Annotated in this window: 11 protein-coding genes and 1 pseudogene; 4 read left to right on the top strand and 8 right to left on the bottom strand. The window is 73.3% G+C overall.

Translation table 11 applies throughout. The annotated features are described in order from the left end of the window. Positions 1-127: 127 nt before the first annotated feature. On the bottom strand, positions 128-340 hold the full coding sequence (locus RKD23_RS27345; RefSeq protein WP_404034556.1) for a hypothetical protein: 213 nt from the start codon (positions 338-340) through the stop codon (positions 128-130). Positions 341-470: 130 nt separating this feature from the next. Between RKD23_RS27345 and RKD23_RS27340 the strand changes: the two genes are divergently transcribed. Next, a complete protein-coding gene (locus RKD23_RS27340; protein WP_424856094.1) occupies positions 471-1,679 on the top strand; it encodes a bifunctional adenosylcobinamide kinase/adenosylcobinamide-phosphate guanylyltransferase in 1,209 nt (402 codons plus the stop codon). Between the two features lie 7 nt (positions 1,680-1,686). On the opposite strand, the gene RKD23_RS27335 is transcribed toward RKD23_RS27340, so the two are convergent. Continuing rightward, positions 1,687-2,400, bottom strand: a complete 714-nt coding sequence (locus RKD23_RS27335) for a class I SAM-dependent methyltransferase (RefSeq protein ID WP_424856093.1) — start codon at positions 2,398-2,400, stop codon at positions 1,687-1,689. A gap of 173 nt (positions 2,401-2,573) precedes the next feature. On the opposite strand from RKD23_RS27335, the gene cobT reads away from it, so the two are divergent. Next, positions 2,574-3,653, top strand: a complete 1,080-nt coding sequence (gene cobT, locus RKD23_RS27330) for a nicotinate-nucleotide--dimethylbenzimidazole phosphoribosyltransferase (protein WP_424856092.1) — start codon at positions 2,574-2,576, stop codon at positions 3,651-3,653. Between the two features lie 33 nt (positions 3,654-3,686). On the opposite strand, the gene RKD23_RS27325 is transcribed toward cobT, so the two are convergent. Beyond that, positions 3,687-4,463: a hypothetical protein gene (locus RKD23_RS27325; protein WP_424856091.1), complete on the bottom strand. Its 777-nt coding sequence runs from the start codon at positions 4,461-4,463 to the stop codon at positions 3,687-3,689. 66 nt (positions 4,464-4,529) lie between these two features. Between RKD23_RS27325 and RKD23_RS27320 the strand changes: the two genes are divergently transcribed. Further along, on the top strand, positions 4,530-5,294 hold the full coding sequence (locus tag RKD23_RS27320; protein WP_424856090.1) for an adenosylcobinamide-GDP ribazoletransferase: 765 nt from the start codon (positions 4,530-4,532) through the stop codon (positions 5,292-5,294). 51 nt (positions 5,295-5,345) lie between these two features. On the opposite strand, the pseudogene RKD23_RS27315 reads toward RKD23_RS27320, so the two are convergent. The 5 genes and pseudogenes from RKD23_RS27315 to RKD23_RS27295 all read right to left on the bottom strand — a co-directional run. Then, a pseudogene (locus RKD23_RS27315) lies at positions 5,346-6,134 on the bottom strand (endo alpha-1,4 polygalactosaminidase); the annotation flags it as partial. Continuing rightward, entirely contained in the window at positions 6,131-6,766 is a 636-nt protein-coding gene (locus RKD23_RS27310) for a spherulation-specific family 4 protein (RefSeq protein WP_424856089.1), read from the bottom strand. The pseudogene RKD23_RS27315 and the gene RKD23_RS27310, both read right to left, overlap by 4 nt. Further along, on the bottom strand, positions 6,763-8,157 hold the full coding sequence (locus RKD23_RS27305) for a hypothetical protein (protein ID WP_424856088.1): 1,395 nt from the start codon (positions 8,155-8,157) through the stop codon (positions 6,763-6,765). Before RKD23_RS27305 ends, RKD23_RS27310 begins: the two co-directional genes overlap by 4 nt. Further along, the gene (gene pelF / locus RKD23_RS27300) at positions 8,154-9,674 is read right to left on the bottom strand and encodes a GT4 family glycosyltransferase PelF (RefSeq protein ID WP_424856087.1); all 1,521 of its coding nucleotides are present in this window, start codon (positions 9,672-9,674) and stop codon (positions 8,154-8,156) included. The genes RKD23_RS27305 and pelF overlap by 4 nt, the downstream gene beginning before the upstream one ends. A gap of 120 nt (positions 9,675-9,794) precedes the next feature. Further along, the gene (locus tag RKD23_RS27295; protein ID WP_424856086.1) at positions 9,795-11,828 is read right to left on the bottom strand and encodes a hypothetical protein; all 2,034 of its coding nucleotides are present in this window, start codon (positions 11,826-11,828) and stop codon (positions 9,795-9,797) included. A 340-nt stretch (positions 11,829-12,168) separates the two neighbouring features. On the opposite strand from RKD23_RS27295, the gene RKD23_RS27290 reads away from it, so the two are divergent. After that, complete coding sequence (locus tag RKD23_RS27290; RefSeq protein ID WP_424856085.1) at positions 12,169-13,689, top strand: leucyl aminopeptidase; 1,521 nt, start codon at positions 12,169-12,171, stop codon at positions 13,687-13,689. Positions 13,690-13,776: the final 87 nt, after the last annotated feature.

Raw genomic sequence — 13,776 nt, 5'->3', positions numbered from 1 at the left:
GCCGTCGGGGTCGCCGTGGTCGGGGTGCGGCGGGGTGGGGCGGCCGACCGGGCCGGGCCGGAGAGCGGGGATCGCGCTCGCCTTCGAGCGGGACAGCAGTGAGCCTTGAGCCGGCCGCCCCCGCCGGTCACACCTCTTCGGCGTGCAGGCTCATCGGGCCGTAGATCTCGGTGCTGTCCTCGAACAGGCGCACCTGGTCGGCGCCGCCTGCGGCGAGGTCCTTCCAGTGCTCGCCGATCCAGGACTCCGCGTCGCCCTGCGTGGTGAACTCCTCGGGCTCCACCGCCGGCTGGACCTCCGCCCCGTCGGCCTTCTCGAACCGCCACGTCCATGTCGCCATGCAGGCCTCCCTGATCGTTTGACTGGGTCGAGCGTAGTCGTTCGACTGCGGGGCGTCTGCGGCACGGTCAGGCGCCCCTGAGAGACGTACCCGCCGGGCGTCCTCATCGGTGACCGGCGAGAATCGGGGCGTGGAACTGACGCTTCTCGGCACTGGTGCCCCCGCCGGGCTTCCCCGGCCCGACTGTCCCTGCGCTGCCTGTGCCACCGCCCTGGGGGCGGACGCACGGGCCGCCACCGCCTTGCTGGTGGACGGGGCTCTGCTGCTGGACCTGACCCCGGGGGCGGCGTTCGCCGCGGCTCGGGCCGGGCGGTCGCTGTCCGGCGTGGGGCAGGTGTTGCTGTCGCATCCGCACGAGGGGCCCGCCGTCGAGGTCCCGGCGGGGCTGCCGCAGCCGGGGCGGGTGCCGGACGGGCGGGAGTTGGCGCTGCTGACGGGGCATCGGGTGCGGGCGGTGGCCATGGACGCGCCGGGTACCGGGTACGCGGTGACGGGGCCGGAGGGGCAGCGGCTGCTGTATCTGCCGCCGGGCGGGGCACCGGCCGGGCTCGAGGAGGGCAGCACGCTCGGGGAGCCGTACGACATGGTGCTCGTGGACGTCGTCGGGCGGCCGGACGCGCTGGCCCGGCTGCGGGCGGTGGGTGCGGTGGGGCCGACGACGGATGTGGTGGCGGTGCATCTGGACCACGACGTGCCGCCGGGCGCGGAGTTGCGGCGGCGGCTCGCGGCGGCCGGTGCGCGGGCCGTGCCGGACGGGACGACGCTGGCGGTGGGGGCGTACGAGAACGTGCCGGACGTGCCGCGGCGGACGCTGGTGCTGGGCGGGGCGCGGTCGGGGAAGTCGGTGGAGGCCGAGCGGCGGCTGGAGGCGTTCCCCGACGTGCTGTACGTGGCGACCGGCGGGACGCGGGGCGGTGACACCGAGTGGGCGGCCAGGGTGGCGGCGCATCGGGAGCGGCGGCCGGGGTCGTGGCGTACGACGGAGACGTGCGACCTGGTGCCGCTGCTGAAGGACGACGGGCCGCCGCTGCTGATCGACTGTCTGTCGCTGTGGCTGACGGACGCGATGGACGCGGTCGGGGCGTGGGACGACGCGGAGTGGGCCGACGGGGGCGAGCGGGCCCTGCGGGAGCGGGTGCGGGAGCTCACGGAGGCCGTGCGGCAGACGCCTCGGGTCGTCGTCGCCGTGTCCAACGAGGTCGGCTCGGGCATCGTGCCCGCCACCGCCTCCGGCAGGCGCTACCGCGACGAACTCGGCCGCCTGAACGCGGCGTTCGCGACCGAGTGCGAGCAGGTGCTGCTGGTGGTGGCGGGCCAGGCGGTGGTGCTGCGGGGCTGACCGTGCCCTAGCTCTTGCGCGCGATCACCCGGTACGCCCGTGACACCCGAGCGCGGCGCAGCAGCGTCGGCACCGTGGACGTCACCAGCTCACACCCCTGCGCCGAGAGTTCCGCGCGGAGGTTGGCCGGAGGCACGAGGTGGGGGACGCGAGGGAGCGGGAGCCGGCGGGGGTCGGTCGTCTCGATCAGGACGTGGCCGCCGGGGCGCAGGGCGGTCAGGGCGGCGCGCAGCTCTCCGCGGGGGTCGGTGGTGTGCTCCAGGTGGTGCAGGAGGCTCACCACGTCGTAGCGGGCGCGCAGGCGGGTGAGGACGGCGTACGTGGTGAGGGGGCCGATGTGGGCCTCGTCGAGGCGGCCCGCCAGGAGGGCCTGGTGGACGCGGTAGGTGGGGTCGACGCCGTCGAAGGCGGTGTAGGGGAAGAGCGCGCGGGCCGTCTCGGGGAAGTCGGCGTGGCCCGTGCCGACGTCGAGCCAGCTCTCCGGTTCGGGGAAGGGCAGCATCGCGCGGGCGGCGAGGCGGTGCCGCAGACGGGTGACGGCGGCGCGCACCCCGTCCGTGGGGGCGTCGGGCGTCGGCAGGCCCGGCTGTCTGGGGTTCTGGAAGACGTGGGCGCAGTCGCCGCACTCGTCGACGACGGGCGAACCCGGCTTGGTGCGCAGGCTCCTGGAGCCGCACCACGGGCAGTCGTCGCGGCGCGGTGCGGCGGGGGCGGGGAACATCGGCGACTCCCAGGGACGGCCGGGGCGGCGGACAGCGGTGTACGACAATCCACTGCAAAACGGAACGTATGGGATCCCGATCTTGGGTGCAACGACGTCGTGGGGGTGTGGTGGCGATTCGACGTGTCGATGTGACGCCGTTCTGTTCGAGCGGTGCCGGTACTGTTCGGCGAATGAGCTCGCTGAATCTCGACGACTTCACCGATCTGATCGAGCGCCCCGACGGCGGGGTGCGCCGCGACGCGGAGGCGCGCCGGGAGCGTCAGATCGTGCCGCCCGGATCGTTGGGGCGCCTGGACGAACTGGGTGAGTGGCTGGCCGCCGCGCAGGGCGTGGTGCCGGTGCGGCCGGTCGAGCGGCCGAAGGTCGTGCTGTTCGCCGGTGACCACGGCATCGCCGGGCTCGGGGTGTCGGCGCGGCCGGCGGGCAGCGCGGTGGTGCTGGTGCGCGAGATCCTGGAGGGCGCCCGTCCGGTGGCGGTGCTGGCCCGGCGGCAGGGCGTGCCGGTGCGCGTGGTCGACATGGCGCTGGACTGCGACCCGGAGACCCTGCCCGCGGACGTCGTACGGCATCGGGTGCGGCGTGGCAGCGGGCGGATCGACGTCGAGGACGCGCTGACCCTTCAGGAGGCGGAGGCCGCTTTCCGGGCGGGGGCGGCGGTGGCCGACGAGGAGGCCGACTCCGGTACGGATCTGCTGGTGCTCGGCGATGTGAGCGTGGGCGGGACGACGGCCGCGGGGGTGCTGGTCGCCGCGCTGTGCGGGACCGACGCGTCGGTGGTGACCGGGCGGGGCGGGCTGGCGATCGACGACCTGGCGTGGATGCGCAAGTGCGCGGCGATCCGGGACGCGTTGCGGCGGGCGCGGCCGGTGCTCGGGGAGCAGTTGCAGCTGCTGGCGACCGTCGGCGGGGCCGACCTCGCCGCGATGACGGGCTTTCTGCTCCAGGCCGCCGTGCGCAAGGTGCCGGTCGTGCTGGACGGTGTGGTCGCCGCGGCCTGTGCGCTCGTCGGGCAGCGGATCGCGTTCCGGGCGCCCGACTGGTGGCTGGCCGGGCAGCTCAGCGGGGAGCCCGCGCAGGCGAAGGCGCTGGACCGGATGGCCCTGGAGCCGCTCCTGGACCAGGGCGTGACGGTCGGCGAGGGCGCGGGGGCGCTGCTCGCCCTGCCGCTGGTGCAGTCCGCGGCGGCGCTGGCGGCGGAGCTGCCGGAACGGCCGGAGGAGAAGCCGCAGGAGGAGCCCGAGAAGGGGTGATCCGCCGGAAACGGGGGGAGTGCGGCGCCCCCGTCAGCGGGAGTCACGCGTGGGCGGCTGCGGTGGCGTAGGTGTCGGGTCCGGGGTGCCGCCGATCCAGTCCTGGAAGCGGCGGGCCGGTCCCGCCCAGCGGCGGTCGTGGTGGTAGGCGCGCAGCCCGGCGCGGGCCCGGGCGCGCGGGCGGCGGCGGTAGAAGCGGCGGGCCCACGGGGAGCCGGGGCGGGCCAGCCGGAGCGCGCCGACCAGGGCGACGAGCGGCACGATCACGCCGAAGAGGGCCATGCGGATCTTGCCCTTGCCGAGGGCCACCAGCGCGAACAGGAAGTTCCCGCCGATCGTCGCGAGGGCCGTGCCCCGGTTCTGGACCTCGTCGTCGGACAGGCCGTTCACCCCGAACGGCGAGAAGCCGAGCAGCAGCAGGCCCACCAGCGCGGCGGTCAGCACCACCACCTCCACGCTCCGGCGTCCGGCCTGCGTCCAGTAGACGTCGTCGAGGTGCAGGATCAGCGCGAACTCGTCGAGGACGAGGCCCGCGCCGATCCCGAACACGACCGCGGCGAGCGCCGAGCCGAAGCCGTGCCGGCCACCGGCGACCGCGGCGAACCCGCCGATCACGGTCAGGACGACACCCGGCACGACATGGTGGATGTGCACTCCGCCCGCCTGGACGTTGCCGAACGGGCCCTTGCCCGCCCGGATGAGGCGGGTGATCGTGCGGGTCACCAGGAAGGTCACCACGAACGCCAGCAGGGCGAGCAGCAGCGGCAGCTTGCCGGGTTCGGTGATGTTGCGGTGAAACCAGTCGCCCATATGCGCAGTCTCCGTCCGCGCGGGTGCGGCCGCCTGTCGGGTTACGCCGTCGCGTAGCCTTCCGCCGTGTCCTCGATACCCGCTGCTCACGGCCTCCGCTTCGCCTTCGGCACGCTGTCCGTGCTGCCCGTGCGCGTGACGCGCTGGGACCGGGAGGCGGCCCGGGGCGGCATGCTGTGCGCTCCGCTGGTCGGGGCGGTGCTGGGCATCGCCGCCGGTGCGGTGGGGCTGCTTCTGCTGGTCCTCGGGGCCGGGCCGCTGCTCGCCGCGGTCGCCTCCGTGGCGGTGCCCGCCGTGCTCACCCGGGGGCTTCACCTCGACGGGATCGCCGACACCGCGGACGGGCTGGGCAGCGGGAAGCCGGCCGAGGACGCCCTGCGGATCATGAAGCAGTCGGACATCGGGCCGTTCGGGGTCATCACGCTGCTGTTCGTGCTGCTCGCCCAGGTCGCCGCCGTGGCTCAGCTGTACGACGGTTCCTGGACTCGGGGGGCGCTGGCCGTGGTCGTCTCCGCGACGGCGGGGCGGCTCGCGCTCACGCTCGCCGCGCGGGTGGGGGTGCCCGCGGCGCGGCCGGAGGGGCTGGGGGCCGCCGTGGCCGGGGTCGTGCCGGTGCGCTGGGCTGTCGGGGTGGCGCTGGCCGTCGTGGTGGTGGCGGGTGGGGCGTACGACTTCGTGTGGGGCGCCCTCGCCGTGGTGGTCGCCGTCGGTGCCGCCGAGTTGCTGCTACGGCGCTGTGTGCGGCGGTTCGGTGGAGTGACCGGCGATGTGTTCGGGGGGCTCGAGGAGACGGCCGTCACCGCGGCGCTCGTGGTGCTGGCGCTCGGCTGAGACCGTGCGGCGCCGTCGTGGCTTGTCGCGCAGTTCCCCACGCCCCTGGACACAGGGGCGTCGCCATGCGCCCAGTTCGTAGTGCTTCAGCATCGAACTCAGGCCCAACTCCCTCGCCTCGGGGCAGAATTCGCGGGTCGGCAGCTCGTACTCCACGTGGAAGACGGCCTTGTCCGCCTCGACGAACGGGGTGAGCGTGTCGCACTCGTCGTACTGGGCGCACTGTTCGTTCACCGCGAAGTCGAACTCCCCCACCAGCTGCGGGATCTGGTCCAAGTCGTTCTTCAGTCCGACCGCGAGGCCCCGGTCGTGGGCCAGGCGGGCGATCAGGCGGTTGTAGCGGAGCTGGTCGGCGGGGGTCAGCGGGAAGCCCGTCGTGTTGGCGTAGCCGTCCATGTTGTCCGGCTCGACCGCGTCGAAGCCCTTCTCGCGGCACATGTCCATCCGGGCCGCCATCAGCGGCTCCAGGACGTCCGTGCGGCGGATGTCGAGCCAGCGCTCGCCCTCCCAGCCGTTGCCGCGGCCGAGCACGGCGCGCGGGAACTCCTCGGCGTCGGGGCGCCAGTCCTCCCAGGCGCCCGTGGAGAGGTAGCAGATGACCTTGCGGCCGTCCTCGTGCAGGGCGGCGACCGTGCCGGCGTCGTGGTCGAAGGCGTCGATGTCGTACACCGGCACGTCGACGGAGGTGTCCAGACGCCCGCTGAGCTGCCACTGCCAGGTGATGCCGGGGCGCGGCCGCCAGCGCTCGCCGGGGGCAGGCTCGCCCTCGTGGTCGTCGGGGGCCGAGGTGCAGCCCGCGAGCAGGAGCAGCAGGGCGACGAGCAGGAGAGGGCGTCTCACCGGGCGGGCTCCAGGGTGTGCGGCAACGTACCCCAAGGATGATCCCCCGCCCCCGGTACCGCACAGTGCAGGTCGGCCCCCCGCACCCGCAGGCCGGTCTCCGCGGGGACGCCGTACACCAGGTGACAGACCCGGACCCCGGAGCCGTACGAGGGTGTGGGCGGCAGGGTCCGGTAGGTCTCCCAGGGGCCCTCGAAGGTGACCAGGACGTCGGCGATCCTGGCGTACGACGGGTCGGGCGGGGTGCCGTGGTTGAGGACGAGGGCGGTGCAGCCGGAGGTCCAGGCCGCCGAGGCGAGGCGGCGGTAGTACGGGAGGGCTTGCGGGGCCGAGGCGGCCTGGTCGAGGAAGACGCCGTCGGTGCCGTACCAGGCGTGATGGCGGGTGAGGTCGCGGACGACGTCGGCGTGCGGGCGGTCGCCGTAGGCGGTGTCGGCGTAGCCGAGGACCCGGACGCCTGCCTCCCGCAACCGGGCCGCGACCTGCGCGAACGCCGGGTCCGGGCGCTCCCCAGGGCCGCTGGCCGGGTTGAGGACGACGCCGTACAGGCGGGGCGCGGCGGCGAGGAGCGCCTCCCATTCGGCGGGGCGGACGTCCGGGTGCTCGTAGTACGGGACCAGCAGGGTGCTCATCGGTGGGCCGTCGCCCTTCCCAGCAGGGCACAGACCAGGGCGACCTGCACCGCCGCCGCCACGCCGTACACCGCCGGGCCCGTCCACTCCGGCGCCCCCCTGAGCAGGAGGAGGGTGTGGGCGAGGGCCGCCGCGCAGGTCACCGCGGCCGCGCTGAGGATCGCGCCGAAGGACTGGAGCAGCAGGCCGGTCCACACGACCACGCCGAGCAACAGCAGACCGGTCAGGCGGGGGCCTGCCAGGTGAGGGGAGGCCGGCCACAGGGCGGCGCCGGCCAGGGCGAGCGCGGTGAGCACGGCGAGGTAGCAGGTGAGGCAGCGGGCGACCATCAGGGCGGTCGCCCGGCGGAAGGCGCCCGGGGTGCCGGTGGAGCGTAGCTCTGCGAGGCCGGCGCTGCGGAAGCGGTACAGCAGCCATTCGGCTGCGCCCATGCTCAGGGTGAGGGCGACCGCGCCCGGCGCGCTTTTCAGGGCGGTGTCCAGGACCAGGATGCCGCTGCCCAGGCCGAACAGGGCGTAGGGGAACGAGGCCGGCAGTGGGGGGCCCATGACCGGTGGTCGACTGCCGGTTCGTCGTGGTCGCTCGCGCAGTTCCCCGCGCCCCTGAGGGCATGCAGCCAGGGTCACCACCGCCAGCAGGGAGCCGAGCAGTAGGGCGTACCGGAGCAGTGGGGGGATGTGGAGTACGGGTGTGACGGCGGCCCCCGCCGCCATCGGCAACAGCGCTGCGAGCAAGGCGCGTTCGCGGCCCATCACCAGAAGGACCGTCGCGGCGCCCAGGTAGAGCGACTGGCCTGTCGCGAAGGCCAGAGCGCCCGGGTCGGTGGGGCCCGTGACGGCGAGGGCGCTCAGTGCGCCAAGGAGGGCGCCCACGGGGGCGCCGATCAGGAGGCAGCGGCGGGCGGCGGTGCGGTCACCGAGGCCCAGCCAGGCGTAGGCGCGGTGGGACAGGCCCTGGTTCCAGGTCCAGCCGGTGAGGGCGGCGGCGAGGAGGGGGAGGGTGGCGGTCGACAGGAGGACGTAGGCGAGGCCGGGGAGGGCGAAGACGACGCCCCTGACGAGGCAGCCGAGCAGGCCGATCTGCCAGGGGTCGTGGACGGGGCCCTCGGGTTCGGGGTGGCGGCGGTCGACGCGGACGTAGAGCTCCTCGGCGAGCGCGAAGGAGTCCTTCACGCCGTACGCCGTGCGTATCCGGTCGTCGGACATGCCGTCGGACTCCAGCAGGGCGGCTATCTCGTCCGGGTGGACGGCCGCGGCGACGAAGTCCTCCAGACGGTCGGCGAGTTCGTCGATCGGGTCGGGCGCGGCCCAGCCGGGGGCGGTGCGCCGGCGAGGGACGGCGGGCAGGGTGTCCAGGCGGGCGCCGGGCGGCAGCCAGACGCTTCCGCTCACCAGTCGGCCCCTTCCGTGGCGACGGCCGCGTACCAGGGGTCGCGCAGCTCCAGGGTCCAGTCGGCGACGGTCTCGACGGTCGGCTCGTACACCTCGGGCAGCCCCGCGAGTTCGTGGTAGATCGTGCGGAAGTTCTCCACACAGCGGCGGAGCGTGAACCGGTCGATGACCCGCTGGCGGGACAACTCGGCGAGTTCCAGGCGCCGTTCGTCGTCCTTGAGCAGGGTGAGCGCGGCGGCCGCCATCTTCTCCGGTTCGCGCGGCGGTACGACGAGTCCGGTGTCGCCGACGGCCTCGCGCACTCCGCCGACATCGGTGGAGACGGTCGTACGGCCGCAGGACATGGCCTCGATGATGGAGAACGGGAAGCCCTCCGAGATGGAGGACAGCATGACGACATGGCCGGCCGCGTAGGCGCGCCAGACCTCGCTGATGCGGCCCTCGAAGGTGAGGCCGTCGGTGACGCCGAGTTCGGCGGCGAGCTTCTCCAGCTTCGTCCGGTACGCCTCGCCGCCGGGCGGGACCGGGCCGAACAGGCGCAGCCGGGTCTCGGGCAGTTCGGCGCGGACCATGGCGTAGGCGCGGATCAGGGTCTCCAGGTCCTTGATGGGGTCGACGCGGCCGCACCAGGTGAGGGTGGGGACCTCGGGCTCGGGCCCGGCGTGCGGGAAGGCGGCGGGGTCGACGCCGTTGTAGACCGTGCGGATGCGGTCGGGGGCGGCGCCGCCGCGCTCCTCCCAGCGGCGGTTGTACTGGTTGCACGGTGTGATCAGGTCGGCGGACCGGTAGCCGTGTGAATTGAGTTCACGGTAGAAGGCGAGCATGAACGCCTTCACCGGCCAGCGTTGGGCGTCGCTGCGGTAACCGAGGTAGCGCTCGCGCAGATAGATGCCGTGCTCGGTGAGCAGGAACGGTACGCCGTCCAGAGCGCGCGCGGCGAGCGCCGGCAGGGTGGCCAGACCGCTGCTCACGGCGTGCGCGACCGAGTCCTGCGCGATGCGGGTGCCGAGCGGGCGCAGGGCGTGTTCCAGCAGGTCGGTGGCGGTGAGCGCGTCGTGCACGGTGGGGCGGGCGGCCGCGGTCGGCAGATGCGGCATCGTCCAGATCCACATCAGCGAGCGCAGCGCGGTCTCCGTGCGGAGGGCTGCGGACAGGCGGCCTTCGCGGGCCAGGCGGGCCAGGTCGGTGAGGGCCTCGCCGAAGTCGCAGCGGGAGTCCTGGTCCAGGAAGGAGAGCAGGAACCTTTCGTAGGTGTCCGTGAAGCGGCGGCGGGCCTTGCCGTACGGGGCGCGTCTGTGGCCCGGCTTCGGGCCCCAGGTGGGGACCGTGGTGTGGTGGCGGACGTTGGGCGGCAGCTCCCAGGTGACCGGCTCGCGGCCGGTGCCGGTGATCGAGACGATGTGGAAGTCGACGTCCGGCATGCCCTTGACGAGTTGGTCGCACCAGGTGCTGACCCCTCCGTGGACGTGCGGGTACGTGCCTTCTGTGAGCATGGTGACGTGACGGCCGTTGCGCATCGCTGCGGCGGGTCCCCCCTGTTTTGTGCGGTTGTCGTGCGGGGAACCGCCGCCCGTCCGCCGACTGCGGGTCGTCGTGGGCTGGTCGCGCAGTTCCCCGCGCCCCTCAGGGCATCCGGCTCAGGCCAACTTCAGCGTCACTGCCGACTGCAGCGGCTCCGGGGTGGTCCATGCGGAGCGCATGCCCGCGTACGGGGTGCCGAAGGTGCTGGTGCCCAGCAGGAGTTGCTTCCTCGTGCCCTCCGGGGCCGTCACCGGGATCTGGACTCCCGAGGGGGCCGTGACGGTCACGGTCGTGCCGACGCGGTAGGCCGTCACTCGGCCGTTGGCCACGGCCGTCTCCCAGGCCGCGCGGCGCTTCAGTTCCGTACCGATGGCGTTCTGGCGGAGGTTCTCCAGCGGGGTGTTGTCGGCGAACAGGGCCCGGTAGTCGGCCAGCACCTTGTCCATGACCGGGTACAGGATCCGGTCCTCGGCCAGGTTGGACTGGTGGGCGTAGTGCGGGCGCGGGTCGTTGGCGAGGGCGTGGCCGAGGGCGGTGCGGGCCTCCTGCGGGACGATGTGGTCGTCGTAGCCGGTGGCGGGGTCCAGGGGGTCGGGCAGGCAGGTGGAGGTGGGGTTGTTCTCGCAGAGGCCGCTGCCGCCGTCGGCCGCGGAGGTGTAGATCCAGTTGTACTCGTCGGCCATCTCGGCCTCGGTGCCCGCGTTGTAGTACACGTTCATCGGGTGGCGCGGCACGGTCAGCGCGCCTCCGACGGACCGCTGCTGCGGCTCGCGGGAGTTGTCCGAGGCGATCCACTTCACGCCGTTGTCGGCGAGGGCGCCGGCGAGGTCGGGATTGTCGGCGGGCTGCTGCGGGAGGGTCTTCAGGCCGGAGTGCTCGCCGGTGACCAGTTCGGTGCGGTCGACGGGCAGGCCCTTGAGGGAGGCCCAGTTGTTGTTGTCGCGGATCTGCGCGGAGATCTCGGAGCGGCTCATGTACCTGGTCGAGCCGTCGGTGTTCTTCGCGCAGGTCCACGGCACGGTGGTGGTGTCCTGCACACAGCCCAGGAAGGGGTGGGTGTAGGTGTGGTTGATCCAGCGGTACTGCGCCTTGTCGGCGAGCAGCCGGTCGGTGAGCGCGTCGGTGCCGCCGTGCCCGGCCTTCCACTCCTCGCCGGCGCCCGCGTTGTAGACCATGTCCATGGTGAAGCCGTGGTCGCGCTGCCACTGGGCGGCGTAGGCGGCGTCCTCGGCGGTCATCCGGATGGGGTTCTCGCCGCCGTCGTCGCCGCCGGGGCAGTCGAAGTCGCCGGGGGTGCAGTTGCGGTCGGTGTTCCAGCGGCTGTCGGGCGCGAAGACGTCGTCGACGTGCACGGCGAAGTAGTTGCGGTCCCGGCCCAGGTGGACGCCGTCGGTCAGCCACTCCACGATGCCGCGGGCCAGCAGCCGGAACTGCCGCTGGTGCTGGTTGTAGGCGAAGGTCACGACCAGCTCGCGGCGGCCGTCGTGGACGTACTCGCCGACCAGGCTGCCGCGGCCGGTGCCGTCGGGCACCGGGATGTCGACGTACGAGGTGAAGCCGGTGCGCGGGCGGGCGGCGTAGCCGTAGCTCTCCTGGACGGCCGGGTCGTTGTCCTCGAAGGCGAAGGCGCCGTCGAGGTAGCCGAAACGGCCCGCCCTGCCCGCGGCGGTGACGGAGGCCTCCTGGCCGTCGAGGGCGCCGGCCCAGCCGCTCTCGCTGGTGTAGTCGAGGCCCACCCCGGGATGCGCCCAGGTGTAGGCGTCGACCTGCGGGATGCCGTACGTCCGCTCGTAGTTCTCCAGCGCGGTCTGCTCGGCCGAACCGGAGCCGAAGGGCGCTTCGTGGGGCAGGACGACGCCCTGGTACTTGGCGCGCGGCGTGCCGTTCACGGTGTCGCTGAGGAAGGCGTCGGTGACGGTCGGGCGGGCCGGGTCCGTCAGGTCGAGCGTGGTGTACGGGACGCCCGTACCGCGCAGCTGTGCGGCGATCGCGCGGACCGCGCTGTCGCCGTTGTCCACGAGCAGCACCCTGAGGTCGATGCGCGGTGCCGTGGCGGCCGACGCCTGCGGGGCCCCCACCCCCACGGCCAGCAGGCCCGCGACCCCCAGGGTCACGGCCGTGTTTCTCCGCCTGTGCGCGCTCTGCGCCATTTCTGGTCCTCCCCCCAAAGATCCCCCTGTGCTCCTTGACGGGGGATCCGTGGAAATCATTCAAAGCGGCATCGCCGCCGCTCATCCGAATGCGATGAGTGTGACTCAAGTCACCGAGTGTGAGGATCGGGAAATAGCAACGACGCCACTCACAGGTGAACGCCCGTAGGAATGAGCGAACTCGGCGTACGCGCGTAGTCTCGTGCCAGGCATACGCCGCATTGGTGCGGACCCCGGTGAGAGCAAGGGCTCACCCCGGTTCTAGGGTCGGCTGTCGGGCCCGGCCGACCCACACCGTTCGGCCACAGCAACTTCACATCGGAAGCGAGATTTCACCACCGTGACTGCTCTCACTCTCAGCACGTCCGCGGCACCCAATCTGAGGGCCGACGCGATCGTGATCGGTGTCGCCAAGGCCGCCAAGGGCCCTGTCGTCGCGCCGGGCGCCGAAGCCGTGGACGCGGCCTACGACGGCAAGCTCGCCGGCGTTCTGGAGACCCTCGGCGCCTCCGGTGCCGAGGGCGAGGTGACCAAGCTGCCCGCGCCGGCCGGCTTCAAGACGCCGCTCCTGGTGGCGGTGGGCCTGGGCGCCGCGCCGGAGAAGGACGGCGAGTTCGACGCCGAGGCGCTGCGCCGCGCCGCCGGTGCGGCCGCCCGTGCCCTCACCGGCACCAAGAAGGCCGGCTTCGCCCTGCCGCTCGCCGACTCCGGCGACGCGGGCGCGATCGCGGAGGGCGCGCTGCTGGGCGCCTACTCCTTCGACGCGTACAAGGAGAACGGCAAGAACGCGAAGAACGGCAAGGCTCCCCTCGCCGAGATCGCCCTGCTGGGCGGCAAGCCGCGCGACAAGGCCCAGAAGGCCGCGGTCGAGCGTGCCGTCGCGGTCGCCGAGGAGCTCAACCGCGCCCGCGACCTGATCAACATGCCGCCGAACGACCTCGACCCGGAGGCCTTCGCCGCGATCGCGCAGACCGCGGGCAAGGAGCACGGCCTCAAGGTGCAGGTGCTCGACGAGAAGGCGCTCGTCAAGGGCGGCTACGGCGGCATCCTCGGCGTCGGCGCGGGCTCGGCGGCCGCTCCGCGCCTGGTGAAGCTGTCCTACACCTCCGCCAAGGCGAAGAAGCACCTCGCGCTGGTCGGCAAGGGCATCACCTACGACTCGGGCGGCATCTCGCTGAAGCCGGCCGGTCACAACGAGACCATGAAGTGCGACATGAGCGGTGCGGCGGCGGTCTTCGCGGCCGTGGTCGCCGTCGCGCGCCTCGGCCTGGAGGTGAACGTCACCGCGTGGCTGGCGCTCGCCGAGAACATGCCGTCGGGTTCCGCGACCCGCCCCGGTGACGTGCTGCGCATGTACAGCGGCAAGACGGTCGAGGTGCTCAACACCGACGCCGAGGGCCGGCTGGTCCTCGCGGACGCGCTGTGGGCGGCCTCCGCGGAGAAGCCGGACGCGATCGTGGACGTGGCGACGCTGACCGGGGCGATGGTGCTGGCGCTGGGCAACCGGACGTTCGGTGTCATGGCCAACGACGACGCGTTCCGCTCCGCGGTGGTGGAGGCGGCGGAGGAGGTCGGCGAGGAGTCCTGGCCGATGCCGCTGCCGGAGCACCTGCGCAAGGGCATGGACTCGCCGGTCGCCGACATCGCGAACATGGGCGAGCGCATGGGTGGCGGGCTCGTCGCCGGTCTCTTCCTGCGCGAGTTCGTGGGCGAGGGCATCACCTGGGCCCACATCGACATCGCCGGTCCCGCGTTCAACGAGGCTGCGCCGTTCGGGTACACGCCGAAGGGTGGCACCGGGTCCGCGGTGCGGACGCTGGTGCGGGTCGCGGAGCTGACCGCCTCCGGCGACCTGGGCTGAGCCATTGTGCGCCCAGTCACTCGGTTCCGTCTGTCGTATCGCGACTGCGGACCGTATGTGGCTGGGCGCGCAGTTCCCCGCGCCCCT

The sequence above is a fragment of the Streptomyces sp. SAI-170 genome (assembly GCF_049739565.1).
GTDB lineage: Bacteria > Actinomycetota > Actinomycetes > Streptomycetales > Streptomycetaceae > Streptomyces.
The sequence above is the reverse complement of the archived record's forward strand: the minus strand, read 5'-3'. Positions and strand labels throughout refer to the sequence as shown.

Excerpts from the sequence above, each read along its gene's own strand:
- RKD23_RS27345 (WP_404034556.1), bottom strand. The coding sequence starts at position 340 with ATGGCGACATGGACGTGGCGGTTCGAGAAGGCCGACGGGGCGGAGGTC.
- RKD23_RS27335 (WP_424856093.1), bottom strand. The coding sequence starts at position 2,400 with ATGTTCCCCGCCCCCGCCGCACCGCGCCGCGACGACTGCCCGTGGTGC.
- cobT (WP_424856092.1), top strand. The coding sequence starts at position 2,574 with ATGAGCTCGCTGAATCTCGACGACTTCACCGATCTGATCGAGCGCCCC.
- RKD23_RS27325 (WP_424856091.1), bottom strand. The coding sequence starts at position 4,463 with ATGGGCGACTGGTTTCACCGCAACATCACCGAACCCGGCAAGCTGCCG.
- RKD23_RS27310 (WP_424856089.1), bottom strand. The coding sequence starts at position 6,766 with ATGAGCACCCTGCTGGTCCCGTACTACGAGCACCCGGACGTCCGCCCC.
- pelF (WP_424856087.1), bottom strand. The coding sequence starts at position 9,674 with ATGCGCAACGGCCGTCACGTCACCATGCTCACAGAAGGCACGTACCCG.
- RKD23_RS27295 (WP_424856086.1), bottom strand. The coding sequence starts at position 11,828 with ATGGCGCAGAGCGCGCACAGGCGGAGAAACACGGCCGTGACCCTGGGG.